Genomic DNA, 24,776 nt, shown 5'->3' with positions numbered 1-24,776 from the left:
CAGGGCACGGCTGCGGAAAACCGCAGCCGCCCGCCGCGCGGCCGTGACGACCCGACGCTTTCCGATGTTCCCGCACGTCAGCAGGGCATCGAGCGGTCAGCGCGGGGACGGCGGGAACGCGGAGGAGATCCGTCGCGGCCCGGGGACGGGCGGCCATGACCGCCGATCGGCACCGCCGTCCCGTGACGAGTGTGACCCATCCCACATTTTTCACCCTCGGTGGCGAGGCTTGTCCGGAATCTTCCCGGGGAAGGGTCACCGGCTTACACCCGAGCCCGGCGCGGGTCAGACGCCCCTGAGGTGGACCGCCTCGCCCGGCTCGATCCCGGCGCGGCCCGCCGTCAGCGTGGCGACCCAGCCGGGGAAGCCGGGCAGGTCCCGCTCGCGCACCGCGACGCGGAAGCCGACCTCCTCGCCGTAGACGACCTCCCTGACCTCGTACGGCGAGGCACGCAGGTCGTTCTCCAGCCGCCCGGCCCTGACGTGGTCGACGGTCACGGTCATGACCCTGGCGGGCACCATCTCGACCAGCGGCGTGAGGTCCAGCGTCTTGCCCACCGACGAGCCGTACGCGCGGACCAGGCCTCCGGCGCCGAGCTTCACCCCGCCGAAGTAGCGGGTGACCACCGCCACCGCGTCGGCGACGCCCCGGCGCAGCAGGGTCTCCAGCATCGGGGTCCCGGCGGTGCCGCCGGGCTCGCCGTCGTCGTCGGCCCGCTGGACCAGGCGGTCGCCGCCGATCACGTACGCCGAGCAGTTGTGCGTGGCGTCACCGTACAGCCGCCTGCGCGCGCCGACGAACTCCCGCGCCGCCTCCTCCGAGGAGGCCGGGCCGACCGCGCACAGGAACCGGGAGCGCCTGATCTCGATCTCGTGTTCCGTGGTGTCCTGCGGAGTCAGGTACGGGTCGGGCATCCGGCAAGGTTATCCAGAGAGCAAGGTTATCCGGAGGGCACGGTTATCCGGAGGGCACGGTCAGCGGGCCGCCTGGAAGGCGCGGCCCGCGCGGGTGACGGTCCCGTCGTGGCGGAACAGCCCGCTGTTGGGCTCGGTCTCCGAGGAGGGCAGGCCGAACCAGGCGTAGCGCCGCACGTACGGCAGGGAGGCCAGCATCTTGGTGGAGGCGGTGACGAACGCGGCCTGCTGGGCGTCGCTGGCGTAACGGGTGCCGTTGGAGAAGTCGATCAGGGCGTACTCGGTGAGCCAGATCGGCTTGCGGTAGCGCTTGTACACGTTCTGGACGTACGACTTGAGCTGGCTCACCGCGGGCTGGGTGCGGAAGTCGGCCCCGTACCAGTGCAGCGCGATGAAGTCGACGCGGTAGTCCCGTTCCTTCGCCCCGGTCATGAAGCGGTCCAGCCAGCCGCCCGGGGTGTCGGCGCCGAACGCGACGGAGGGGCTGCTGAGCACGCGGCCCGCGGACATGAGTTTCGGCCAGTGCCTCAGCGCCTCCTCCACGCTCATGTTGGCCTGCTGGGGCAGGTCGGGCTCGTTGAAGGCGAGCAGGTAGGGCCCGGCGCTCCTGGCCTGGGCGAGGTTCTCCGGGGTGACGCTGCCCGATCCCCAGATCATCGGGACGAACCCGTCCGCCCTGGGGCCGGTGACCCCCTCGCGGCGCGTGGACCAGGTGTAGTACCAGCTCGCGCCGGACTTCGCGAAGGCGCTGCTGAGGCCGGGCATCTTCCACACGCCCACTCCCTTCCTGGGGGAGTTCACGACGGCGGCGGGGGGCGGCGTCGTCCGGGTCGGCGTGGGGGTGGGCGTGCGGGTGGCCTTCTTGCGGCTGGGGGTGGGAGACGGGGGCGGCTCGGGCGTGGCGCTCGCCGACGGCGTCCGTACCGGTGAGGGCGCGGCCGTCCGCGTGGGCACGGCGAGCGGCGGGGCGGGCTCGGGGGTGGGGGCGGGGGCCGTGAGCTGCCCGAAGATCAGGACGCCCGTGACGACGACGGCCGCCGCGCCGCCGATCGCGATCGGGGCGGGGGGCAGCGAGGCGAGCAGGCCCGGCCGCGTCGTCTCCAGGGCGTGGGCGCCGTGGGAGGCCCCCCAGGAGGTGGCGTGCGCCACCGCCTCGACGGCGGGGGGGACGGCGTGGAGGTGGTGCAGGGCGAAGCCGATCGGCAGCGGCAGCAGCGGCAGCCCGCTGAGCAGGCGGTCGAGGGGCAGCAGGCCCGCCGTGCGCCCCTGGCAGACGGCGCAGTCGCGGATGTGCCGGGCGAAGCGCTTGCGCCACAGCGGGCTGGGGACGCTGTTCCAGTTCGCGGTGAGGGCGCGCAGCTCGGCGCAGCCGGAGTCGGCGCGCAGCGCCCGCACGATGGTGCGCCCCGTCTCGACCTGCTCCTTCATCCGCTGGACGCGTACCGCGGCGTGGCGCCCCGACAGGCCCAGGGCTCCGGCGAGGTCGGAGCGGTCGAGCTCGCCGGTCTCCTCCAGCCACCACAGGGCGAGGAGCGCCTGGTCGTCGCCGTCCAGCCAGCGGGTGGCCTCGGCGACCTCGCGGCGCTGGTCGGTGAGCCCGAGCCGCAGGATGGTCACGGCGGCGAAGTCGGAGGCGGGGTCGGGCACCTCCTCGGCGCTGTCGAGGTCGGCCCTGCGGTGCTGGGTGGTCCTGCGGTCCTGCTCGTGGTCGCGCACCTGGCGGACGGCGATGGCCACCAGCCAGGACCGGTACGCCTGCGGGTCCCGCAGGTCGGGCAGGGCGCGGACGACCCGCAGGAAGGTCTCCTGGACCACGTCGTCGACGTCGGTGTGACCGTTCAGCGCCCGGCCGACGATGTTGTAGACGAGCGGGAGGGAGTCGGCCACCAGGGCGTCCAGCGCCCGCTGGTCCCCGTCACGCGCGGCGGCCACCATCGCCGTGTCGGGTCCGCCCCTGCCGGTTCCGAGCATCGCACTCCGCTTCCTGTCGTCGTCCACGGTCCGTCGTCCCCGGGCCACACCGCGCGCCGGGCAGGGACGATTCTCTCCATAACTCCACATAGCGGAAGACCAACGAGCCCCCTCTACGGAGACCGGCGGCAGGTCAGATCGACAACGAAAATTTTCTCCGCTCTTTTTCCGGGTTTCTGTTGTCGCCCGTTCCCCCGTCCGTCTCCTGTGCAGGAGCAGAACACGCCCGGCGCCGGGCGTGACGGCGAAGGAGGCCCGCGACGATGACATCGGAAAGGCGCGTGGTGACACCGTTACAGGACTATATGTCCTGTTCAACAGGGTTCCGCCGCGCACAGCGACGGTGTTCGCACGCCCGCTTCCGCACCTCGCGCGAGCGGCACGTCCTCGACGCCTCCCCCGCCGACGCGTCCGCCCGATCGCCGGGCGCGGCGCCGGCGGCACCCCATGAGACGGCAGGTGACCGCCTTCGGGCGGAAGCGTACCGTCTGACCTGAACGGGGCGAGGCCCGGCATACCGGGCCTCGCCTCACCACGGAACGGCGAGCGGAGGAACGGCATGAAGGCGTCCACGATCGGTGCGTCAGTGCTCGTCGTGCTCACCGTCCTGCTGGTCTCGCGATGCGTCGCCGCCGAGCCCCAGACCCATTCGGCCGCGAACCACCCACCGTCGCGAAGCGGACCCGCCGCGCTCCCCACACCGACCGGAAGCGCGTCGAGCTCCTTCAACCCCACAGACATCGCGTGGCTGCAACTGATGATCCCGATGACCGAGCAGGCGGTGCGCCTGCTGGAACTGGCCCCCGGCAAGACCTCGAACCCGGAGATAACGCGATTCGCCACGGAGAACGTCGCCGATCGCCGTACGACGCTCCGGAAGCTGCGCGACCTGCTGCGGCGGTCCGGGGTGCCGGAGAGCAACGAGCACGAGGGGCATGACATACCGGGCATGGTGATTCCCGACGACTTCGCGGCCCTGAAGCGGGCCGACGGCGCCGCCTTCGACCGGCTCTTCACCAAGGACGCGCGCGAATACCTCACGCAGTCCGTCCTGGTCGCGAAGAGCGAGCAGAAGGCGGGCGCGGACCAGGAGACCAAGGCGTTCGCCGTCGCCCTGGAGAGAACCCACGGCGACCAGCTCACCCGGCTGGAGCCGTGAGAGGCGCCGCCCCGGCCCCCGACTCCGGCACGCACCCCGATGCGTACCCGCGTTCCGGCACGCCTCCTCACCCCGGTACGCGCGCACGTACGGGTTCCGGCACGCGCACGCGACGTCGCAGGGTTCCCGTCCGCCCGCCCGCGCGCCGGACGCGGCCGTCCCTGGCCCTCGCCCTGATCTACGCCGGAGCCGTCGCGGCGACCGCGACGTGCTGGGCGGACCTGACCTCGGTCTCCGGGCTCACCGACGCGCTGGCCTGGGCGGGCAGGCTCACCGGCCTGCTCGCGGGCTACGCCTGCGCGATCCTGCTGGGGCTGATGGCCCGCGTTCCCGCGCTGGACCGCGGGGTCGGAACCGACCGGCTGGCCCGCTGGCACGCGGCGGGCGGCCGCGCCACCGTCGTCCTGTCGGTGGCCCACATGCTGTTCGCCGTCGCGGCCCACGCGGCGCGCTCCGACGCGGGCGCGCCGGAGGCGGTCGCGGGACTGATCCTGGACGGCCCGGCCATGCTGGAGGCGACGGTCGCCCTCCTGGTGCTGATCGGCGTCGCGGTCATCTCGGTGCGCGAGGTGCGGCGCCGGATGAGGTACGAGACCTGGCACTATCTACACTTCGTCACCTACGGGGCCGTCTTCCTCGGGTTCGGCCACCAGCTCACCGGACCGGATTTCGCCGACGACGCCGTGATGAGCGTGTTCTGGTACGCGCTGTACGTGTCCGTCGCCGTCCTGCTGGTCTGGTACCGCTTCCTCACCCCCGTCCACCGCGCCCTGCGCCACGACCTCCGGGTCGCCGAGGTCCGCCGGGAGTCGTCCGCCGTGGTGTCGGTCTACCTGACCGGCGAGCACCTGGACGAGCTGGGCGCCGAACCCGGCCAGTTCTTCCGGTGGCGCTTCCTGGCCCCCGGCATGTGGTGGACCGCCAACCCCTACTCGCTGTCGGCGCCCGCCAACTCCCGCTTCCTGCGGATCACCGTCAAGGGCGTCGGCGACCACAGCCGTGCCCTGGCCGGGCTGCGACCCGGCACCCGCGTGTGGGCCGAGGGTCCCTACGGGGCCCTCACCGCCGCGCGGCGCCGCAGGCCCCAGGTGCTGCTGGTGGGCGGCGGCGTGGGCATCAGCCCGCTGCGCGCGCTCTTCGAGACGCTGCCCGGCGAGGTGACGCTGGTCTACATGGCGCGCCGCGACGAGGAGCTGATCCTCCGCCACGAGCTGGACGCCATCGCCGCCGCGCGCGGCGCCACGATCCACTACACCGTGGACGAGCTGACCGGGTCGGCCGGCAAGCGGAACGTGCCGCTGACCGGGCGCGCCCTGCGGACCCTCATCCCCGGCCTGGCCGTCCACGACGTCTACCTGTGCGGCCCCGCCGGGATGACGGTCGCCGCACGCCACGCCCTGCGCCGCGCGGGCGTCCCCGGCCGCCGCATCCACGTGGAGTCCTTCGACTTCTGAGCGGCCCGGCCGGTCCTGAACGGCTCATCCGGCTCACGGGGGTGGCGGCGCCGCCGGTCCGGCCGGCGGGGCGCCCCGGCTCAGCTCGTGGGCGAGCTGCTCCAGCTCGGCACCCCCCGCCATCAGGGAGGTGAGCTCCTCGGGGGTGATGTCCGCCTTGGCGTACTCGCCGAGGCTCGCCCCCCGGTTCAGCAGCAGGAAGCGGTCGCCGATCGGGTGGGCGTGGTGCGGGTTGTGGGTGATGAAGACGACCCCCAGGCCCCGGTCGCGCGCCTGGGCGATGTAGCGCAGGACGACACCGGCCTGCTTGACGCCCAGGGCGGAGGTCGGCTCGTCCAGGATGAGGACGCGGGCGCCGAAGTGGACCGCGCGGGCGATGGCCACGGACTGGCGCTCGCCGCCGGACAGGGTGCCGACGGGCTGGTCGACGTCGCGGATGTCGATGCCCATGGAGCGCAGCTCCTCGCGGACCGTCCGCTTCGCTCCCGCCACGTCGAAGCGGCGCAGCGGCCCCCGCCCGAGCACCGGCTCGGAGCCGAGGAAGAAGTTCCGCCACACCGACATCAGCGGGATCATCGCCAGGTCCTGGTAGACGGTGGCGATGCCCCTGTCGAGGGCGTCACGGGGGCTGGCGAAGGCGGCCGGGGCGCCGTCCACCAGGTACGAGCCGGAGTCGGGGGCGTGCATGCCCGACAGGATCTTGATCAGCGTGGACTTGCCCGCGCCGTTGTCGCCGAGGACGCAGCTCACCTCCCCCGCGCGCACCCGCATGGAGACGTCCCGCAGCGCGATCACGCCGCCGAACGTCTTGCCCACGTCGCGGACCTCCAGCAGGGGCGGGGCCTCCGCTGCGCCCTCCGTCGCCTCGCGGCCTGTCGGGGTCTCGTCCTCCGCCACCGCCTCGTGGCCTGTCGGGGTCTCGTCCCCGGTCGCCGCCTCGCGGCCTGTCACGGCCTCGTCTCCCGTCACCGCTTCACCTCCTCCGCGTACCGCCGGACGAACCGGTTGGCGAGCGTGGCCAGCAGCAGCATCGCGCCGAGGAAGAACGTGAACCAGTCGGCGTCCCAACCGGCGAAGACGATGCCCTTGTCCGCCATGCCGAAGATCACCGCGCCGACGGAGGCGCCGATCGCGGAGCCGTGGCCGCCGGTCAGCAGGCAGCCCCCGATGACCGCCGCGATGATGTAGACGAACTCCTGGCCGACGCCGGAGCCCGCCTGCACCGAGGTGAAGCGCAACGCCATGATCGAGCCGACCAGCCAGGCGGCGACGGCGGTGGTCATGAAAAGCGCGATCTTCGTCCGTTCGGCGGGAACCCCGACCGCGCGGGCGGCCCGCTCGTCGCCGCCGACCGCGAAGATCCAGTTTCCGGCCCTGGTCCTGGTGAGCACCCAGGTGGCCAGCGCGGTGACGGCCAGCCACCACAGGATCGCCACCCGGAAGTCGGTCCCGCCGACCGAGATCGTCCCGGCCAGCACGGCCCTCACCTCCTCGTACCCCTCGGCCCTGCGCAGGCCGCCGACCTGCACGGTCCCGGTGAGGGCCTTGGTGACACCCAGGTTGACACCCTGGAGCATCAGGAAGGTGGCGAGGGTGACGATGAAGCTGGGCAGCCCGGTGCGGACCACGACCAGCCCGTTGAGGAAGCCGACGAGCAGCGCCACGGCCAGGGCGGCGAGCATGGCGCCCCACACCGGCAGGTCGTAGCGGGTGGCGAGGATCACCGTGACCAGGCCGACGGTGCCGGTGAGCACCCCGGCCGACAGGTCGAACTCGCCGCCGATCATCAGCAGCGCGATCGCCACCGCCATGATCCCGAGGGTGGAGGCCGGGTCCAGCCAGTTGGCCACGCCCTCGACCGACCGGAAGACCTCCGACTGGCCGGCGAAGAACGCGAAGATCACGAGGGCGCCGACGACGGCGCCGAGTTCCGGCCTGATCAGCAGCCTGCGGGCGGCCCCGGTCCCGGCCAGCCGCTCGTCCGCCACCGTCACCGGGTTCCGCTCTCGGCCAGCCGCGCCACCTTCGCGGCGTTGTCCTTGGTGACGAAGCCGGGGCCGGTGTTGACCGGGAGCCCTCCGCCGACGGTGTTGAGGTTCTCCTTGTGGAGGGTGAGGAACGTGATCGGCAGCCAGCCCTGAAGGTACTGCTGCTGGTCGACCGCGAACAGGATCTCGCCGTCCTCGATGGCGGCGACCACGTCGGCCGACAGGTCGAAGGTGCCGAGTTTCGCCTTCGAGGCGCCGTCGGCGATGGCGTCGCGGGCGGCGACGGCCACCGCGGGGTTCAGGGTGAGCACGCCGTTGAGCGAGGTGTCCGACTGGAGCCTCGCCTTGATCTTGGAGGTGGCGTCGGCGAGGTTGCTCACGTCCACCTGGAGCCGTTCGACGGTGCCGCCCAGTCCCTGGGTCGCGCCGTTGCAGCGCTGGTCGAGACCGACGTTCCCGGCCTCGTGGATCACGCAGAGCAGCTTGGTGACCCCCTCGGCCTTGAGCTTCTCCCCCGCGCCCCGGCCCGCCACGTCCTCCGACTGGCCGACGTGGGTGACCGCGCCGAACTCGCGGGAGACGTCGCCGCCGGAGTTGATGGTGATCACCGGGATCCCGGCGGTCACGGCCTTGCCGACGGACTCCTTCAGGGCGTCCGGGTTGGCCAGGGAGACCACCAGGCCGTCGACCTTCTGGCTGACGGCCTGGTCGATGAGCTGGGACTGCCTGGCCGGGTCGCCGTCACCCTGGTAGGTCACGGTGACGCCGTAGCGTTTTCCGGCCGCCTCGGCTCCGTTCTTGACCACGTCCCAGAAGGCGTCCCCCGCGCTCGCGTGGGTGACGACGGCGAAGGTGCCGCCACCGGCCGCCGGGGCGGACCCGCTGGCCGCGGGGGCGGACTCTCCCGAGGGCTGCCCTCCGGCCTGCCCCGCCGAACAGCCGGTCAGTGCGGAAAGGCCCAGCACGGCCACCGCGACCAGCCCTGTCGTCCACTTCATCGGTACCTCCGCGCGTCGCCTCGCCGGATCTCCCTCGTCCCTGGTTTGTAACCAACGCATTACCTACATGTCAATGATTTGTCGTGACATTAAGACTTATGCAATCGCGGTAACGTTCCACACCCGCCCGCGCCCGCCTTCGCACCATGACATTCACGCCCGCCGCCGCTGGAACTTTCACCGATCGCCGGCGCGCCGCGACGGTACGGCCCGCCGCGACGGCGCCGCCCGCCCGGACGTCTCACGGCGCGGCGCGGCACGGTACGGCACGACGGTGCACGTCACGGCATCGCGGAAGAGGCGCGGGAGAGAACCGCCCGCACCGGGGCACAGGAGAACGCGGAGGAAGATCCGCTAGCGGCACCGCATCCAAAATACGGCACGAGTATCATATTTATTTGCAACGCGACAAAACTCATCCTCAGCCATGAAATAGAGGAAAAGAACTCAGCGTTCACTGAACGGGACGACACCCTTCACGTCCACGACCTGGAGATAGGCGCCGACGACTGGAATCCCCGTACCCGGGAAGCCCTCGGGAAGCCCTTTGGATCACGACGAACGCACAGCCCGACGCTTGCCTTCGCCGGAAAAGGGGCTATATTTACCAATAATCATAGTAGGGATTAAGGGTAATAACGATGCCCCTGCCGAATTTCCTCACGATCGGTGCCCCCAAGTCCGGGACCACCGCTCTGCACGCCGCGCTGGCCCGGCACCCGGGACTGTTCATGTCCCCGGTGAAGGAGCCGAAGTTCTTCCTCAGCGACGGCCCTCCGCCGACCAGGGGAGGACCGGGCGACGCGCAGACCTACCGCGAACACGTCTGGAGACGCGAGGACTACGAGGCCCTGTTCGACGCGGCACCGCCGGGAACGCTCACCGGCGAGTCCACCCCGTTCTATCTCTACGATCTGGCGGCGCAGCGGCGGATCAAGGCCGCCATCCCCGACGCCAGGCTCATCGTGGTGCTGCGCGACCCGGTGGAGCGCGCCCACTCCAACTGGACGCACCTGTGGTCGGCCGGGCTCGAACCGATCGGCGACGTGGTGCGGGCCTGCGCCGAGGAGGAGCGGCGGATCAAGGCGGGCTGGGCCCCGTTCTGGCACTACCGCGGGCTCGGCAAGTACGGTGAGCAGCTCCAGCACCTGTTCACCCTCTTCCCCCGCGAGCAGGTGCTCGTCTACCGCTACCGCGACCTGGTCGACCGCCCCGCCGAGACCCTCGACCGGATCTGCCGCTTCCTCGGGGTGGAGGCCGGCGTGGTCACCGAGGTCCCCCGGGAGAACGTGACCGCCCACCCGGAACCGACCCGGGGGCACCGGATGCTGTCGCGGGCGCTGCGCGTGGGGTCGTCCGTGGGACGGTTCCTGCCCTCGCGGGTGAGCGTGGCGCTGACCGACCCGCTGGAGCGCAGGCTGCAGGAGCAGGCCCGCTCCCGCCAGCCGCTGACCTGGGACCAGCGGGAGAAGCTGATCTCCTACTTCACCGAGGACGTGGCGCTGCTGCAGAAGATGACCGGAGAGGACTTCAGCGACTGGCTCCTGCCTCGCGAGCGCTCCGGCGGCCTGGTGGGCGTCCGCCCCGACGGCCAGCGCCAGGCCCGCAACGGCCGCCCCCAGGCCTAGCCGCGAACGATCCCCTGCGCGACCGAACGAGCCCGGGCACGGACGAGCCGGTCCCGGGCACGGACGGGGCCGCTCCTGGACGGGGCGGCCCAAGCAGGCCGGTCCCGGGCGTGACCGAACGAGCCCGGGACCTCGGCCGCCCCGGCGCGAGACACGCACGCGCCGGGGCGGCCGTGATCAGCGCAGTTCGGTGCGGAGCTCGTGCGCCCCGTCCGCGCGGGTGTACTCGTAGTAGAACCGCCGCCCGCCGCCCGGCAGGTCCACGATGTCCATGTAACGCAGGCCGCCGCCCGCGTACGGCGAGACCGCGACGGGCGCGGTGCCGAGCGGGGTCAGCTCCGCCGGGTCGGCGCCGACCGCGACACCGGTCTTCTCCTCGTAGTTCTCCGACGCGGTGGCCCGGCCGTCGTAGAAGGCCACCACCTTGTCGTCGAGGAAGCGGACCGCCGCCACCCGCGCGCCCCGGGCGTCCCAGACGCCGGGACGGCCGCTGAGCGCGGTGCCCTGCCAGGTCCACTCGATGCCGTCGGCGCTGGTGGCGTAGTCGGTCACCATCTGGTCGGCCTCGTCGGCCTCGTCCAGCGGGTGGCAGGAGGCCCACAGGTGCCACACGCCCTCCCGCACCACGATCACCGGGTCCTTGACGCCGGTCTTCGGGTCGCCGGGCAGCACGACCCGCCGCTGCGAGGCCTGGAAACCGGACGGGTCGTCGGCCTCCAGCACCTCGACCCGCCAGTGCTTGGTGTCGTAGGTGGCGCAGCTGAGGTAGAGCCTCCAGCGCCCCTCCGGCGTGCGGACCAGGGTGGGCCGCTCCAGCGACTCGGTGTCCATCTCCTCACGGCCGATCGTGAGCAGGGTCTCGAACCGCTCGCCGTCGGTGGAGCGGGCGACGGCGACGGCATAGCCCCGGCCCTCGCCGACGGGGCGGCGCAGCCGGTAGGCGAGATAGATCAGGCCGTCGCTCGCCACGGCGCTCGGGGCGCCGGCCCAGTGGCCGGCACCCGGCTGCGCCGGTTCGATCGCGACGGTGGAACGGTTGGGGTCGGGAAGGAAATCCTCGATTGTCACGACACCGAGATTAGGCAAGCCTTGGGTAGCACTCACGGAGAATCACCAATCGTCATCACGAGCTTTGTCACCCCTTGACGGCCAAAGGGCATGTCGTCCTTGGTTTCTCCGGCGCGAGGGGCGCCGGTGGCCGCCACTCTCCACGACCGGATCGGCACGATCGGGCGTACCGGGGGTGACACGGTCCGGGGTGCCGGGTCGGCGCCGGGGACGTGTCCGTGGCACCGGGCCCGATGGAGGCCTCGATGCCCGACCGTACACGGTGCGGGAACGTGCACGGGCGCGGCGGGCCTCCGCGGCCCTCGCGTCGCGCTCTCCCGCGCCGCCGGATCACGGCGGCTCGTTCCGCTCCCGTACGGGACCGCGCGGCCCTCGCGCCACACCCGTCACACTCGTCGGTGACGACCGGCCGGCTCACCGGCGACGTGCCCTTCACGATCGTCCGGGACCGTCAGGAGCGGCGGAGCGTCGCACTCGGCAGCGGGATGGCGGGGAACGGGTTGTCAGGGGGCAGGACGAGCCGCCGGGCCTCCTGCGGGCGGGCGGTGGCGTCCAGGTGCAGGAGAGCGGCCCCGACCCCCGCCGCGCCGACCATGTAGCCGGTGTCGGCGGTGACCTCCCAGGGGCGCAGCCTCCGGTAGGCCTGGTACCAGCGGGTCCCCCGGCCGTCGTGGGCGGTGGCCCGGCCGGCCAGGTTGTCCCCCAGGGTGCGGGCGAACTCCAGGTGCCGGCGGTGGCCGGTCGCCGCCCAGAGCCCGACGAACAGCTCCACCAGGCCGGCGGTGCCGCAGCACTGGCAGGCGGAGTTCCAGAACCCGCCGCTCTGGTTGGCGGGGGCGCCGCTGCGGACGATTCCCCTGGCCAGCCGCTCGGCCCAGTCGAGGTCCCCGGCGTCGCCCGAGACCCGGTGCAGCTCGTAGAACATCCGGGCGACCCCGGCGGAGCCGGAGCAGAAGCCCAGGTAGTGCAGGTCGCGGCCCTGCGGGATGTGGTGCGGCACCAGCGCGCACCGCTCGGTCACGGCACTGACCGCGCGGACGAAGTCGGCTCCCCTGCGGGAGGCGGCGAGGAAGTGGCTCTCGCCGGTCACGCCGTACAGGCGGGCGAGCAGGAAGGCGGTCCCGGCGGTTCCCGACAGGAAGCCCGGGGTGACCGCGTCCAGCGGCAGGTCCGCGCAGGCGCCCTCGCCGAAGCGGTGGCCCGGGACGACGAGGGTGGCGATGCGGGCGCCGGCCTCGACGGCGGCCTCCTGGTAGGCGGGCACCCCCAGGATGCCCGCGGCGTGCAGCAGGCCGAGGATGATCCCGCCGTCGCCCCGCTGCGCGGGGTCGCCGGTCCAGCCCAGCCCGCCGTCGATGGGGCGGGCGCTGCGCACGATGCGGTCGGCGACGGCGGCGGCCTCGACCTCGAAGTCCCCCTCGCCGGTGGCCCACCCGGCCTCGGACAGGGCGAACATCACCCCGGCCAGGCCGTGGTGGAGGGAGAGGTCGGCCTGCTCCCGCCAGGTGGCGCCGAGGTAGCGGGCCCCGGCCCTGGCGTCGTCCAGATAGCCGTCGTCGCCGGTGGCGGCGGCGAGCTCCAGGAAGAACAGGATGATCCCGGCCGCCCCCGAGTACAGCGACAGGGGGTGGTCGGGCATCGCGGCCCGGCCCCGGGGGTCGGGGTTGGCCCGCCAGTGGCGCCCGCGCTCGTCGTCCACCGCCGCCGAACGGATCCAGCGCGCGGCCCCGACAGCGGCGGCCAGCGGGCTCTCGGCCTCCGGCTCCAGGCTCATGGCGGCTCCTTCGTACGGCGAGACAATCATTTTACCTGTATTTCCTACAGGATCAATAGGTAATGCGGTGGCCGACACGCTGGGCCTGCCCATGCGAGAGTCTTCCACACGGAGTCACGTGATCCCGCCGGAGCCATCCGCGCCTCCGCCCGGTCATGCGATCCCGCCGGAGCCATCCGCGCCTCCGCCCGGTCATGCGATCCCGCGGGAGTCATTCGCGCTCCGCCCGGTCATGCGATCCCGCGGGGGTCATCCGCGCCTCCCCTCGGCTCACCGGCGCTCAGGCCGGGCGGTCGCGGAGGAGCAGGTCGCTCATGACCGACCCCGCCAGGTCGAAGCCCCCGACATGGGCGAGGTACCCGCCCGGCTCGAAGATCGACCCGTTCAGCGGGATGAAGACGCCTCCCGCCTGGCGGATCAGCAGCGACCCGGCCGCCATGTCCCACGGGCTGACCCTGCTGCCGTAGGCGACGTCCGCCCACCCTCCCGCGACGTGCGCCAGCTTGAGCGCGGTGCTGCCGGGACGGCGCGTGGAGGCGAACGCCTCCACCATCCCGCCGAACCCGCGCAGCGCCTCCTCCCCGCCCTCGGCCAGGTCCCGGGGGGTGGGATAGCTGGTCAGCAGCACCCCCTCCCGGTCGCGCGCGGCGCCGGAACTGCGCAGCGGCACGCCGTTGCACCAGGCCCCGTCCAGGTCGGCCCGGAACTCGTCGTCGCGCACCGGGTCGTACACCACCCCGGCGACCACCTCGTCCCCGACGGCGGCGGCGATCGACACGCAGAAGAACGGCAGCCCGGAGGCGAAGTTCGCGGTCCCGTCGATCGGGTCGACGTACCAGCGGATCTCGCCGGAGCCCCTGCTGCCGCCCTCCTCGCCGATGATCGTGCTGCCCGGGACACGCCTGCCGATGACCTCCCGGATGGTCTCCTCCGCGGCGCGGTCGTGCTCGGTCACCGGATCGTGGAAGTCGCTCTTGGTCTCGACCGCCGGACGCGACCTGAACGCCCCGCGGAGCCGGTCCCCCACCGCGCGGGCGGCCTCGACCGCGACGGCGGAGAGCTCTGCTGCGGTGCCCTGATCCATGCTTCCTCCATTGACTCGAACCCCGTGGCGCGAGCCCGGCGGCACAGGCCCGGCGGTGCGGACCCCGTGGCACGGGCTCGGCGACGCGGGTCCGGTGACGTGGGCTCGGTGACGTGAACCGCCTTCCATCCTGTACGAGGACACCGGCCCCGCACGCGCCCGGCCGGCACCTCCCACCGGCCCTGGCCGGTTTTTGTCAAGACATTCTGATGTCCGCTAGCCTGACGGCGCGGCGTGTCAACCGGGAGGGCGAATGACGACGCAGCTCGCCATCGATCTCGACCGGTCCAGCCCGGTCCCGCTCTACTTCCAGGTGGCCGAGCAGATCTCCGAGGCCATCCGCCGCGGCGACCTGCCCCCCGGGTCGCGGCTCGACAACGAGATCCTGCTCGCCGACCGGCTGGGCCTGTCGCGGCCGACCGTCCGCCAGGCGATCCAGTATCTGGTCGACAAGGGCCTGCTGGTGCGCAAGCGTGGCGTCGGCACCCAGGTGGTGCACGGCCAGGTCAAGCGTTCCGTCGAGCTGACCAGCCTCTACGACGACCTTCGCAGGGCCGGTCAGGAACCGGCCACCAGGGTGCTGGCCCTGGGACCGGCCCCGGTGGAGGAGGCGGTCGCCGCGATCCTCGGGGTCGCGCCCGGCACCGAGATGCTCCGCCTGGAGCGGATCCGCTACGCCGCCGGGGAGCCGCTGGCCCTGCTGCACAACTGGCTGCCCTCCGGTCTCGCCCCGCTGACCGCCGAGGGCCTCCAGGAGCGCGGGCTGTACGAGACGCTCCGCGCCGCGGGGGTGCGGATGCGCGTGGCGAACCAGCGCATGGGGGCGCGGGCGGCCACGACGGCCGAGGCCAGGCTGCTCGGCGAGCGGCGCGGGGCGCCGCTGCTCACGATGGTCCGCACTACTTACGACGACCAGGGCAGGGCCGTCGAGCACGGCTCCCACGTCTACCGCGCCTCGCACTACTCCCTGGAGGTCACGCTCATCGAGCGCTGACCGGGCACCGGGCACGCACCGGCCGGGCACCGGGCACGCACTGGGCGGGCACCGACCGGGCGGGAGAATCACACCCGATCCGGCGCGGACCTGGCCGAGGATCACGCTCGTCGTGCACCGACGGGGTACCGGCCGGGCGGGGGCCTTGAGGTCAAATCTGTCCCAAACCACCGGTGCGCGGCGGTGCCCGACGCGTGATGATTCGTCCCCTGGGGATGTCATATGCGTAATCACTCCTCAGGAAGCCCGCCATATGACCTCAGATCCAAGACATGACTATGCGCGGCCGGAAAGATGAGTGGGCGGCGGTCCTCGCCCTGCTGGGAGACGTCACGTCCGCGACCGGGAACGTCGTGCTCGTCGAGGGCGAACCCGGGACGGGGAAGTCCCTGCTGCTCGCCGAGGCCGCGAGCGCCGCGACCGCGCGGGGGACGGCGGTGGCGAGCGGGCGGGCCGACGAGCTGGGACGGCTGACCCCGCTGGGGCCGCTGCTGACCGCGCTGGAGGACTCGCCGACGCTTCCGATTCCCATGACCAGGAGCACCTTCTCCGACGGGCCGGGACTGCTGCTGTGGCTGGCCGAGCAGGTCAGGACCTCGCTGGAGGGAAGGCTGGCCTCGGGGCCGCTGCTGGTGGCACTGGACGATCTCCAGTGGGCCGACCCCGCCACCGTCATGGCCCTGCGGACGATGCCCTCGCGACTGGCCTCGTACCCCGTGGCGTGGCTGCTGGCCCGCCGCGACACCCCGGCCCCCGGCGAGGCGGGGCGGCTGTTCGACCTGCTGGAGCAGGAGGGGGCCGCCCGGATCACGCTGGGCCCCCTCGACGAGGGGGCGGTGACCGAGATCTCCGCCGACATCCTGGGCGCGGTCCCCGGGGGGGAGCTGGCGGCGCTGGCCGCCCAGGCCGGGGGTAACCCGCTCCTGCTCGCCGAGCTTCTCACCGGGCTGCGCGAGGAGGACGCCGTCCTGGTCGAGGACGGCGTCGCCCGGCCGGCCGGGACCACACCCGCCGGGGCGGTGCCGCCGGTGCCGCCGGTGCTGCCCTCGCGCCTGCACACCGCCGTCCGGCGGCGCCTGGACGAGCTCGGCGTCAGGACCCGTTACCTGCTGGAGGCCGTCGCGGTGCTGGGACGCTCGTTCACGCCTGCGTACGTGGCCGAGATGCTCGGCGAGACCCCGGCCGCGCTGCTTCCCCCGCTGGAGGAGGCGCTGGCGGCCGGGGTGCTCGTGACCACCCACGACGAGCTGGCGTTCCGGCACGAGCTGGTGTGGCGGTCGATCGTCGAGGGGGTGCCGTCACCGGTGCGGCGGGCGCTGCGGGAGCAGGTCGAGCGCGCCTCCGGAGCCCGGCGGCCCATCGCCTCCAGGAGCGGCGACGGCGAGGCAGGCAGGCTCGTGGACCTGGCCCTGCTCGCGTGGGACGAGGGCGGGCTCTCGCGGGGACTGGACCTGGCGCGCGAGGCCGTGGCACGAGGACGGCGACCGGCCCGCGGCCTGCGACGGCAGCCGAGGGCGGTGCTGGCCTCGATGCTGATCGACCTGCGGCTGCTGGACGAGGCGGAACCGGCGACGGAGAGCGCCGCCGAGGAGGCCGGCGCCGGGGGTGAGCCCGGATGGGCCGCCGAGATCCCCGTCCTGCGCGCCCGGCTGGACCTGGCGGCGGGCCGGCTCGGCGGCGCGATCGAGCACGGGGAGGCGGGCCTGACCGCCGCCGGGACCCTGGACGCCCCGCTCCTGGCCTCCTCGGCCCTGTCGGTGCTCGGTACCGCGTCGCTGCGCTCGGGCGACCTGCCGGGGGCCGTCGGGTACATGGAGAGGGACCCGGTCAGGTCGGCGCCCGGCGTACCGCCCCCCGCGTGGCTGCGGTCGGAACTGGTGGCCGGGCGGATCAGGGAGGCGCGCGACGGCGCGGCGGGCGGCATGAGCTCGCTCGACGGGATCTGCGACGCGCTGCCCCGCCATCTCGGGGCACTGGCCTGCGAGCCCACCGCCGCGGCGTGGCTGGTACGGATGGCGATGGCGGCGAGGGACCGGCACAGGGCCGACGCCGTGATCGGCGCGGCCGAGGACGTCGCCCGGCGCAACCCGGCCCTGTCCGGCCCGTCGGCGTCCGCCGACCACGCGCGGGGCCTGCTGGAGGGCGACCCCGAGGCGATGGGCCGCGCGGTGGCCGGGCACGCCGACCCCTGGGCCAGGGCGTCGGCCGCGGAGGATCTGGGCGTGCTGCTCGGCGCGGACGGCGGCCGCAGGGACCTGGCCGTGGAGAGCCTGAAGACGGCGCTGGCCTGCTACGGGGCCGTGGAGGCCACCCGGGACGCGGCGCGGGTACGGGGCAGGCTGCGGCTCTTGGGCGAGCGGTGCCGCCACTGGGCCAGGACCGACCATCCCGTGTCGGGGTGGGCCAGCCTGACCGGCACCGAGCAGGCCGTCTGCGACCTGGTCTCCAGGGGGCTGACGAACCGGCACGCCGCCGAGCAGATGTTCATCAGCGAGCACACCGTCGCCTTCCACCTGCGGCAGGTCTTCCGCAAGCTGGGCATCCACTCGCGGGTCGAGCTGGCCAGGCTGGCGGCGGAGGAGAACGACGGCAGGGGCCGCCCACACCTCCGGTGAGACCGGACCTCCGGGACAACCGGGAGAACCGGGACGGGCGCCGGGGGCCGCCGGGTACATGCCCGCGGACCGGCCGGGGCGCCCTGTCCGCGGGCGATGGCTCGTCCGCGGGTGGCGCCCTGTCCACAAGTGGCGCCCTGTCCGCGGGTGGCGGCTCATCCGCAGGTGGCACCCTGTCCACGAACAACGGCTCATCCGTAGGTGACGACGAGCTCGTCCCCGGTGAGGTCCACCCGGACCACGGCTCCCTCCTCGGCCTCCCCCGACAGGAGCGCGCGGCCGATGCGCGTCTCGACCTCCCTGGCGATGAACCGGCGCAGCGGCCGGGCCCCGTACACGGGGTCGTAGCCCCGCTCGGCGATGTGCCGCAGCGCCGCCTCGGTGACCTCCAGCCGGATGCCCCGCTGCTCCAGGCGGGTCCGCAGCTCGACGAACATCAGGCCGACGATGCGCTCGATCTCCTCGGGGGTGAGCGGCTTGAAGATCACGATGTCGTCGACGCGGTTGAGGAACTCGGGACGGAAGTGCGAGCGCAGTTCGGCCATCACCCGCTGCTGCGCCTCGGGCTCGATCTCCCCGCTCGACGTGACGCCGTCGAGGAGGTACACCGACCCGAGGTTGGAGGTCATGATCAGGACGGTGTTGCGGAAGTCGACGGTCCTGCCCTGCGCGTCGGTCAGCCGACCGTCGTCGAGCACCTGCAGCAGCGTGTTGAAGACGTCGGCGTGCGCCTTCTCCACCTCGTCGAAGAGCACCACGGAGTACGGCTTGCGCCGCACGGCCTCGGTCAGCTGGCCGCCCTCCTCGTACCCGACGTAGCCGGGGGGCGCGCCGACGAGGCGGCTCACCGTGTGCCGCTCCTGGTACTCGCTCATGTCGATGCGGATCATGTTGTCCTCGGTGTCGAAGAGCGCCTCCGCGAGCGCCTTGGCCAGCTCCGTCTTGCCGACGCCCGTGGGCCCCAGGAAGACGAACGACCCGATCGGGCGGCGCGGGTCCTTGATGCCGGAGCGGGCCCGGATGACGGCGTCGGCCACCAGCCGTACCGCCTCGTCCTGGCCGATCACCCGCTCGTGCAGGATCTGGTCGAGCCGCAGGAGCTTCTCGCGCTCGCCCTCGCGCAGGCGGCTCACCGGGATGCCCGTCCACCGGGAGACGATCATCGAGATCTCCTCGTCGGTGACGACCTCGCGCAGCAGGCGCGACGTCCCCTGCTTGGCCGACAGCCGCTCCTCCTCGGACTCCAGCCGCCGCAGCAGCTCCGGCAGCCTGCCGTGCCGCAGCTCCGCGGCGCGGTTGAGGTCGTAGTCGCGCTCGGCCCGCTCGGCCTCCGCGCGTACCTGCTCCATCTCCGCGCGCAGGGCCTGGACGGCGCGCAGGGCGTGCCGCTCGGCCTCCCACTGCGCCCGCATGGCGTCGGCCTCGGCGTGCAGGTCGGCGAGCTCCCTGCGCAGCTCCTCCAGCCGGGCCCCGCTCGCGGAGTCCTCCTCCTTGGCGAGCGCGGCCTCCTCGATCTCCAGGCGCATCACCCTGCGGGTGAGCTCGTCGAGCTCGGCGGGCATCGAGTCGATCTCCGTACGGAGCATCGCGCACGCCTCGTCCACCAGGTCGATGGCCTTGTCCGGCAGGAAGCGGTCGGAGATGTAGCGGTGGCTCAGCACGACGGCCGCCACCAGCGCGCTGTCCTGGATCTTCACCCCGTGGAAGATCTCCAGGCGCTCGCGCAGGCCGCGCAGGATGGACACGGCGTCCTCGACCGACGGCTCGTCGACCATCACCGGCTGGAACCGGCGCTCCAGGGCGGCGTCCTTCTCGACGTGCTTGCGGTACTCGACGACGGTCGTCGCCCCGATCATGTGCAGCTCGCCCCGGGCCAGCATGGGCTTGAGCATGTTGCCCGCGTCCATGGCGCCCTCGGCGGCCCCGGCGCCCACCACGGTGTGCATCTCGTCGACGAAGAGCAGGATCCGCCCCTCGGCGGCCTTGACCTCGTTGAGCACCGCCTTGAGCCGCTCCTCGAACTCGCCCCGGTACTTGGCCCCGGCCACCAGCGAGCCCATGTCGAGGCTGAAGACCGTCCTGCCCTTGAGCCCCTCCGGCACGTCCCCGTGGCTGATCCGCAGGGCGAGCCCCTCCACGATGGCGGTCTTGCCCACGCCGGGGTCGCCGACGAGGACCGGGTTGTTCTTGGTCTTGCGGGACAGGATCTGGATGACGCGGCGGATCTCGGCGTCGCGCCCGACGACCGGGTCGAGCTTGCCCGACACGGCGTCCGCCACCAGGTCGCGCCCGTACTTCTCCAGCGCCTCGTACGCCACCTCGGGCATCGCCGACGTCACCCGCTGGTTGCCGCGGATCGCGGTGAGCGCCTTGAGGAAGCCGTCCCTGGTCAGCCCCTGCTCGTGCAGCAGCCGCCCGGCGGAGGTCGCGCTGCCCTCCTCGATCAGGGCGATGAGCAGGTGCTCCACCGACACGTACTCGTCCTTCAGCCGGTCGGCCTCCCGCTTGGCCGTCTCCAGCAGGCGCGAGAGCCGCTGCGTCACGTATACCTGGCCGGGCTCGGCGCCGGGGCCGCTCACCCGCGGGCGGCGGCCCAGTTCGGCCTCCAGGTCGCTCCTGAGCCGGTCGGTGTCGACGTTCGCGTACGAGAGCAGGCGGGGTGTCAGCCCCTCCGGCTGGTCGAGCAGCGCCAGCAGCAGGTGCTCGCCGTCCACCTCGGTGTGCCCGAAGCGCAGGGCCTTGGTCTGCGCGTCGTGCAGCGCCTCCTGCGACTTCTGCGTCAGCTGGTTCATGTCCACGGCGGGCCTCCGGTGGGTCGGGAACGACCGCGCTGGGCGGCCTCCAGGTCGGCGATGCGGTCCAGCAGGTCCAGTACGAGGCCGAGCGCCGCGTAGTTGATCGAGAACCCGGCCCGCAGCCGCCGGATCCGCGCCATGGTGAGCAGCTGGGAGGGCGGGAACCACAGGCGCCCGGCGGCGTCGGCCCACGCGTCGAGCACCCCCAGCGCGACGAGGCGCCGCACCAGCTCGGGATGGGTACCCGTCTCCCTGGCGAACGCCTCCAGATCCAGGCGCTCGGGCCTGATCAGCTGATAGGTCCTGACCGTCTCCCGCGAGGTCGCCCGCGGGGCTCCCCCCGGGGTCTCCCGCCGGGCCTCTCGCGCGTGGAGGGCCGCGCCCTTGTCCGGGGCGGGCGGGGCGGGCCCGGCGCGCTCCCCGTCCGCCGTGTCCGTCCGTGGGCGGGTGGGACGCGGGCCCGGGCCGGGCGTCCCGCGTTCCGGGAACGAGTGGTTCATCACCGCCTCCTCGGGTCGAACGAGGAGACCTCGGCGAGCTGCTCGAACAGCCGCCGCTCCTCCTCCGACAGATGGTCCGGGACCATGATCCGCACCTCGGCGTACAGGTCACCGGGCTTGTCTCCGCGGCTGGGCATCCCCCGGCCGCGCAGCCGCAGCCGCCTGCCGCTGGACGTTCCCGGCGGCACCTTGACCTTGGCGTCGCCCCCGGGGGTGTCGACCACGACGGAGGCGCCGAGCGCCGCCTCCCACGGGGTGACCGGGAGCAGGACGTGGATGTCGCGCCCCTCGATCCGGTAGCGGGGGTGCGGGGCGATCCTGACGATCAGGTAGAGATCGCCCGCCGCCGCCCCGTCGCCACCCCGGCCGCCCTGCCCGGCCAGCCTGATGCGCTGCCCGTCGGTGACGCCCGGCGGGATGTCGACCCGCAGCCCGCGCGAACCGACGGTGATGGAACGAGACCCGCCCCGGTAGGCCTCCTCGGCGGTCAGGACGATCTCGGCCTCCTGGTCGGCGCCGGGAATCGGCCCCCAGCTCGCGCCGGACCGGCCCCTCCTGCCGGAGAACAGCCCTTCGAAGAGGTCGTCGAGGTCGACCCCCTCCTGGAAGCCGCCGAAACCCGCTCCCCCGCCCCGGGCACCGGCCCGGCCCGCCCCGCGGTTCCTGGCGCGCGCCCACGTCTCCGGGTCCACGTCGTCGGGCACCTGGCGGAAGTCCGGCCCGAACGCGTCGTAGCGACGCCGGGTCTCGGGGTCGGACAGCACGCTGTAGGCCTCGGAGACCTCCTTGAAGCGGTCCTCGGCGGACGGGTCCTTGTTGACGTCGGGGTGGTTGGCCCGCGCCAGCTTGCGGTAGGCGCGCTGGATGTCCTCCTGGCTCGCCCCCCGCCGTACGCCGAGGATCTCGTAGAAGTCCCGGTCGGGGGGCATCATGCCCCCTTGGCCACCACGACCAGCGCGGGCCGCAGCTGCCGTTCGCCGTCCCCGTAGCCGGGGCGCACCACCTGCAGGACCGTGCCGTCGGGAACGCCCTCCTGGGAGAGCACGCCCACCGCCTCGTGCCTGGCCGGGTCGAACACGGCCCCCGCGTCGTCGCGGCGCGTGTACCCGAGACGGGACAGCACCTCCTGCGCCTGGTCGCGGATCGCCCGCATCCCGTTGACGATGGAGCCGGGATCGGTCTCGGCGTGCTCCAGCGCGCGGTCCAGGTTGTCCAGTACGGGCAGCCACTCACCGGCGGCCCGCGCCCGCTCCTCCGACCGCGTCCGCTCGGCGTCCCTGCCGACGCGCTTGCGCAGGTTGTCGAGGTCGGCGAGAGCGCGCCGCCAGCGGTCCTGGAGATCGGCCACCTGGTCCTGCAGCTCCTGGACGCGCTCCTGGAGACCGTCCGAGGCACCCGGTCGCCCCTCCTGGCCGTGCGTCTCCTGGCCGTGCGTCCCTTGAGCGCGCGTCTCCTGGTCGGACGCCTCCTGGCCACCGCGCCGGGTCTCGGCCCCCTGAGGTCCCGCAGGGTTCCGAGAGCTCTCGGAACCCTGCGGTTCCTGGGCTCCGTACCGGTCAGGGGGCTGGTCAGGGGGCTGCCGGTCTTGGGCTCGCGCCTCCCCGCCGGCGTCCCGCTCCCAGTCCTGCTTCTGGCCCTGATTCCGGCCCTGGCGGTACTCCTGGCCATCGCCCTGCTCCCGGTCGTAAGGCTCCCGGTCGTACGGCTCCCGGCCGGGCGGGTCGTACCCGCCGCGGGGATCCCCGTCAGGGCGCGGGACGTGCCGGCCACGCCCGGGTGTCTCACTCATCGGTCGTGAACTCCGCGTCGATGACGTCGTCGTCCCGGCCGCCCGGGGAACCGGCCGCTCCCGGACCGCCCGCGGCCCCAGCCCCAGCCCCGGCACCGGCACCGGCACCGGGAGCGCCGGAGCCCGCCGCGCCGAGGCTGTGGTAGACCTGCTGGAGCTCGGCGGTGAGCGAGCGCACCCGGTCGAGCGGGGCCTCCTGCTTGATCGCGTCGCGGGCGTCGTGCGCCAGCATGTCGGCCCGCGCCCTCTCGTGGACGGGCACCGAGTCGCCCAGCTCCGCCAGGCGGTGCTCCACCTGGTAGGCGGCGCTGTCGAGCTCGTTGCGCGCGTCCACCACCTGCCGCATCCGCTGGTCCTCCTCGCGGTGCCGCTCGGAGTCGGCGACCATCCGCTCGACCTCGCTCGTGTCCAGGTTCGAGCTCTCGCTGATCGTGATGCGCTGCTCGGCGCCGGTGTCCTTGTCCTTGGCCGAGACGTTCAGGATCCCGTTGGCGTCGACGTCGAAGGTCACGTCGACCTGCGGCACGCCACGGGGCGCCGGCCGGATGTTCTCCAGCCGGAACCGGCCCAGGGGGCGGTTGTCGGCGGCGCGCTCGCGCTCGCCCTGCAGCACGACGACGTCCACGGCGCTCTGGTTGTCCTCTGCGGTGCTGAACGTCTCGGAACGGCGGGCCGGGATGGTCGTGTTCCGCTCGATGACCTTCGTCATCACCCCGCCGAGCGTCTCGATGCCGAGGGAGAGCGGGGTCACGTCGAGCAGCACGACGTCCTTCAGCTCGCCCTTGATGACGGCGGCCTGGACCGCGGCGCCCAGCGCCACGACCTCGTCCGGGTTGACCGTCATGTTCGGTTCCTTGCCGCCCGTCATGCGGCGTACCAGGTTCTGCACGGCGGGCATCCTGGTCGAGCCGCCCACCAGGATCACCTCGTCGATGTCGTCGGCGGTGAGCTTGGCGTCGGCCATGGCCTGCTGGACAGGACCCTGGCACCGTTCGAGCAGGTCGGCGGTGATCTCCTCGAAGGTCGAGCGCCTGAGCGTGGTGTTCAGGTGCTTGGGGCCCGAGGCGTCCGCGGTGATGAAGGGCAGGCTGATCTGCGTCTGGGTGACCGCCGACAGCTCGACCTTGGCCTTCTCCGCGGCCTCGAACAGCCGCTGCAGGGCCTGCGGGTCCCCGCGCAGGTCGATGCCGTTGTCCCGCTGGAACTCGTCGGCGAGGTAGTCGACGACGCGCCGGTCGAAGTCGTCGCCGCCCAGGTGGGAGTCGCCCGCGGTCGCCCGTACCTCCACGACGCCGTCCCCGATGGCGAGGACGCTGACGTCGAAGGTGCCGCCGCCCAGGTCGAAGACGAGCACGGTCTCGCTCTCCTGGCGGTCGAGCCCGTAGGCGAGGGCCGCCGCGGTCGGCTCGTTGACGATCCGCAGGACTTCCAGACCGGCGATCTTCCCGGCGTCCTTGGTGGCCTGGCGCTGGGAGTCGTTGAAGTACGCGGGCACGGTGATGACCGCCTCGGTGACCTTCTCCCCCAGGAACTTCGAGGCGTCGTCCACGAGCTTGCGCAGGACGGCCGCGGCGATCTCCTCGGGCGCGTACAACTTCTCGTTGATCTTGAAGCGGACGGCGCCGTCGGGGCCGGGGACGACGTCGAACGACACGGCGGTCAGCTCGCTGGCGACCTCGTCGTAGCGGCGGCCGATGAAGCGCTTGGCCGAGTAGATCGTCCCCTTGGGGTTCAGGATCGCCTGGCGGCGGGCCAGCTGGCCGACCAGACGCTCGCCGTTGTCGGTGAACGCCACCACCGAGGGTGTCGTCCGCGCCCCCTCCGCGTTGGGGATCACCGTGGGCTTGTCGCCCTCCATCGTGGCGATCACCGAGTTGGTGGTACCTAGGTCGATTCCGACTGTCTTAGGCATGCTGTCCTCCTATGCGCTGTCTGTGCGCTGTGGCCCCGGCACCCACAGGACGGCACCGCCGCCCCGCCCGCCCGCGACGTCCCGGCGTTCCCGGACATCGTGGACCGCCCGGACGGGCGGCCCGGCGGCGGA

18 protein-coding genes are annotated in these 24,776 nt (G+C 73.0%); 5 read left to right on the top strand and 13 right to left on the bottom strand.

Annotated features, from left to right (window positions below; genetic code table 11):
- Positions 1-285: 285 nt before the first annotated feature.
- Positions 286-915, bottom strand: coding sequence for a YigZ family protein (locus AC5L38_RS33845; protein ID WP_495246866.1), 630 nt, complete (start codon positions 913-915; stop codon positions 286-288).
- A gap of 60 nt (positions 916-975) precedes the next feature.
- Entirely contained in the window at positions 976-2,913 is a 1,938-nt protein-coding gene (locus AC5L38_RS33840) for a sigma-70 family RNA polymerase sigma factor (RefSeq protein WP_495246865.1), read from the bottom strand.
- Between the two features lie 532 nt (positions 2,914-3,445).
- Here AC5L38_RS33840 and AC5L38_RS33835 point away from each other — a divergent pair.
- Together AC5L38_RS33835 and AC5L38_RS33830 are read left to right on the top strand one after the other, a co-directional pair.
- Positions 3,446-4,045 (top strand): DUF305 domain-containing protein, encoded by a 600-nt coding sequence (locus AC5L38_RS33835; RefSeq protein WP_495246864.1) that lies wholly within the window; start codon positions 3,446-3,448, stop codon positions 4,043-4,045.
- A complete protein-coding gene (locus AC5L38_RS33830; protein ID WP_495246863.1) occupies positions 4,042-5,499 on the top strand; it encodes a ferredoxin reductase family protein in 1,458 nt (485 codons plus the stop codon). Before AC5L38_RS33835 ends, AC5L38_RS33830 begins: the two co-directional genes overlap by 4 nt.
- 33 nt (positions 5,500-5,532) lie before the next feature.
- Here the strand turns inward: AC5L38_RS33830 and AC5L38_RS33825 are convergent, their stop codons facing one another.
- From AC5L38_RS33825 to AC5L38_RS33815, 3 genes are all read right to left on the bottom strand, one after another.
- Positions 5,533-6,333, bottom strand: a complete 801-nt coding sequence (locus tag AC5L38_RS33825) for an ATP-binding cassette domain-containing protein (protein ID WP_495246953.1) — start codon at positions 6,331-6,333, stop codon at positions 5,533-5,535.
- Between the two features lie 131 nt (positions 6,334-6,464).
- Complete coding sequence (locus AC5L38_RS33820) at positions 6,465-7,493, bottom strand: ABC transporter permease (protein ID WP_495246862.1); 1,029 nt, start codon at positions 7,491-7,493, stop codon at positions 6,465-6,467.
- Positions 7,490-8,485 carry a sugar ABC transporter substrate-binding protein gene (locus tag AC5L38_RS33815; protein WP_495246861.1) on the bottom strand — a complete coding sequence of 332 codons (996 nt, stop codon included), beginning with the start codon at positions 8,483-8,485 and terminating at the stop codon, positions 7,490-7,492. The genes AC5L38_RS33820 and AC5L38_RS33815 overlap by 4 nt, the downstream gene beginning before the upstream one ends.
- Before the next feature lie 641 nt (positions 8,486-9,126).
- On the opposite strand from AC5L38_RS33815, the gene AC5L38_RS33810 reads away from it, so the two are divergent.
- The gene (locus AC5L38_RS33810; protein ID WP_495246860.1) at positions 9,127-10,113 is read left to right on the top strand and encodes a sulfotransferase family protein; all 987 of its coding nucleotides are present in this window, start codon (positions 9,127-9,129) and stop codon (positions 10,111-10,113) included.
- A 177-nt stretch (positions 10,114-10,290) separates the two neighbouring features.
- Here AC5L38_RS33810 and AC5L38_RS33805 read toward each other — a convergent pair whose 3' ends face one another.
- The 3 genes from AC5L38_RS33805 to AC5L38_RS33795 form a co-directional block, all read right to left on the bottom strand.
- Complete coding sequence (locus tag AC5L38_RS33805; RefSeq protein WP_495246859.1) at positions 10,291-11,181, bottom strand: hypothetical protein; 891 nt, start codon at positions 11,179-11,181, stop codon at positions 10,291-10,293.
- Between the two features lie 451 nt (positions 11,182-11,632).
- Positions 11,633-12,955, bottom strand: coding sequence for a lanthionine synthetase LanC family protein (locus AC5L38_RS33800; protein WP_495246858.1), 1,323 nt, complete (start codon positions 12,953-12,955; stop codon positions 11,633-11,635).
- A 280-nt stretch (positions 12,956-13,235) separates the two neighbouring features.
- Positions 13,236-14,039, bottom strand: coding sequence for an inositol monophosphatase family protein (locus AC5L38_RS33795; RefSeq protein WP_495246857.1), 804 nt, complete (start codon positions 14,037-14,039; stop codon positions 13,236-13,238).
- Between the two features lie 253 nt (positions 14,040-14,292).
- On the opposite strand from AC5L38_RS33795, the gene AC5L38_RS33790 reads away from it, so the two are divergent.
- Both AC5L38_RS33790 and AC5L38_RS33785 read left to right on the top strand, forming a co-directional pair.
- On the top strand, positions 14,293-15,033 hold the full coding sequence (locus AC5L38_RS33790; RefSeq protein WP_495246856.1) for a GntR family transcriptional regulator: 741 nt from the start codon (positions 14,293-14,295) through the stop codon (positions 15,031-15,033).
- A 272-nt stretch (positions 15,034-15,305) separates the two neighbouring features.
- On the top strand, positions 15,306-17,648 hold the full coding sequence (locus AC5L38_RS33785; protein WP_495246855.1) for an AAA family ATPase: 2,343 nt from the start codon (positions 15,306-15,308) through the stop codon (positions 17,646-17,648).
- A 191-nt stretch (positions 17,649-17,839) separates the two neighbouring features.
- Here AC5L38_RS33785 and clpB read toward each other — a convergent pair whose 3' ends face one another.
- The 5 genes from clpB to dnaK are packed head-to-tail and all read right to left on the bottom strand — an operon-like array spanning position 17,840 to position 24,644.
- Positions 17,840-20,440, bottom strand: coding sequence for an ATP-dependent chaperone ClpB (clpB, locus tag AC5L38_RS33780; protein WP_495246854.1), 2,601 nt, complete (start codon positions 20,438-20,440; stop codon positions 17,840-17,842).
- Positions 20,437-20,943, bottom strand: a complete 507-nt coding sequence (locus tag AC5L38_RS33775) for a chaperone modulator CbpM (RefSeq protein WP_495246853.1) — start codon at positions 20,941-20,943, stop codon at positions 20,437-20,439. Before AC5L38_RS33775 ends, clpB begins: the two co-directional genes overlap by 4 nt.
- Complete coding sequence (locus tag AC5L38_RS33770; protein ID WP_495246852.1) at positions 20,943-21,872, bottom strand: DnaJ C-terminal domain-containing protein; 930 nt, start codon at positions 21,870-21,872, stop codon at positions 20,943-20,945. The genes AC5L38_RS33775 and AC5L38_RS33770 overlap by 1 nt, the downstream gene beginning before the upstream one ends.
- Positions 21,872-22,732, bottom strand: coding sequence for a nucleotide exchange factor GrpE (locus AC5L38_RS33765; RefSeq protein WP_495246851.1), 861 nt, complete (start codon positions 22,730-22,732; stop codon positions 21,872-21,874). The genes AC5L38_RS33770 and AC5L38_RS33765 overlap by 1 nt, the downstream gene beginning before the upstream one ends.
- Positions 22,725-24,644: a molecular chaperone DnaK gene (gene dnaK, locus AC5L38_RS33760; RefSeq protein ID WP_495246850.1), complete on the bottom strand. Its 1,920-nt coding sequence runs from the start codon at positions 24,642-24,644 to the stop codon at positions 22,725-22,727. Before dnaK ends, AC5L38_RS33765 begins: the two co-directional genes overlap by 8 nt.
- Positions 24,645-24,776 lie beyond the last annotated feature (132 nt).

This window comes from Streptosporangium nanhuense, assembly GCF_059358815.1.
Note: the sequence above shows the minus strand (reverse complement) of the source record. Positions and strands in the feature narration are given on the sequence as shown.

Coding starts and splice junctions, on each gene's coding strand:
- AC5L38_RS33790 (WP_495246856.1), top strand. CDS start 14,293: ATGACGACGCAGCTCGCCATCGATCTCGACCGGTCCAGCCCGGTCCCG.
- AC5L38_RS33835 (WP_495246864.1), top strand. CDS start 3,446: ATGAAGGCGTCCACGATCGGTGCGTCAGTGCTCGTCGTGCTCACCGTC.
- clpB (WP_495246854.1), bottom strand. CDS start 20,440: ATGAACCAGCTGACGCAGAAGTCGCAGGAGGCGCTGCACGACGCGCAG.
- AC5L38_RS33810 (WP_495246860.1), top strand. CDS start 9,127: ATGCCCCTGCCGAATTTCCTCACGATCGGTGCCCCCAAGTCCGGGACC.
- dnaK (WP_495246850.1), bottom strand. CDS start 24,644: ATGCCTAAGACAGTCGGAATCGACCTAGGTACCACCAACTCGGTGATC.
- AC5L38_RS33775 (WP_495246853.1), bottom strand. CDS start 20,943: ATGAACCACTCGTTCCCGGAACGCGGGACGCCCGGCCCGGGCCCGCGT.
- AC5L38_RS33795 (WP_495246857.1), bottom strand. CDS start 14,039: ATGGATCAGGGCACCGCAGCAGAGCTCTCCGCCGTCGCGGTCGAGGCC.
- AC5L38_RS33800 (WP_495246858.1), bottom strand. CDS start 12,955: ATGAGCCTGGAGCCGGAGGCCGAGAGCCCGCTGGCCGCCGCTGTCGGG.
- AC5L38_RS33815 (WP_495246861.1), bottom strand. CDS start 8,485: ATGAAGTGGACGACAGGGCTGGTCGCGGTGGCCGTGCTGGGCCTTTCC.
- AC5L38_RS33845 (WP_495246866.1), bottom strand. CDS start 915: ATGCCCGACCCGTACCTGACTCCGCAGGACACCACGGAACACGAGATC.
- AC5L38_RS33770 (WP_495246852.1), bottom strand. CDS start 21,872: ATGCCCCCCGACCGGGACTTCTACGAGATCCTCGGCGTACGGCGGGGG.
- AC5L38_RS33765 (WP_495246851.1), bottom strand. CDS start 22,732: ATGAGTGAGACACCCGGGCGTGGCCGGCACGTCCCGCGCCCTGACGGG.
- AC5L38_RS33785 (WP_495246855.1), top strand. CDS start 15,306: ATGACTATGCGCGGCCGGAAAGATGAGTGGGCGGCGGTCCTCGCCCTG.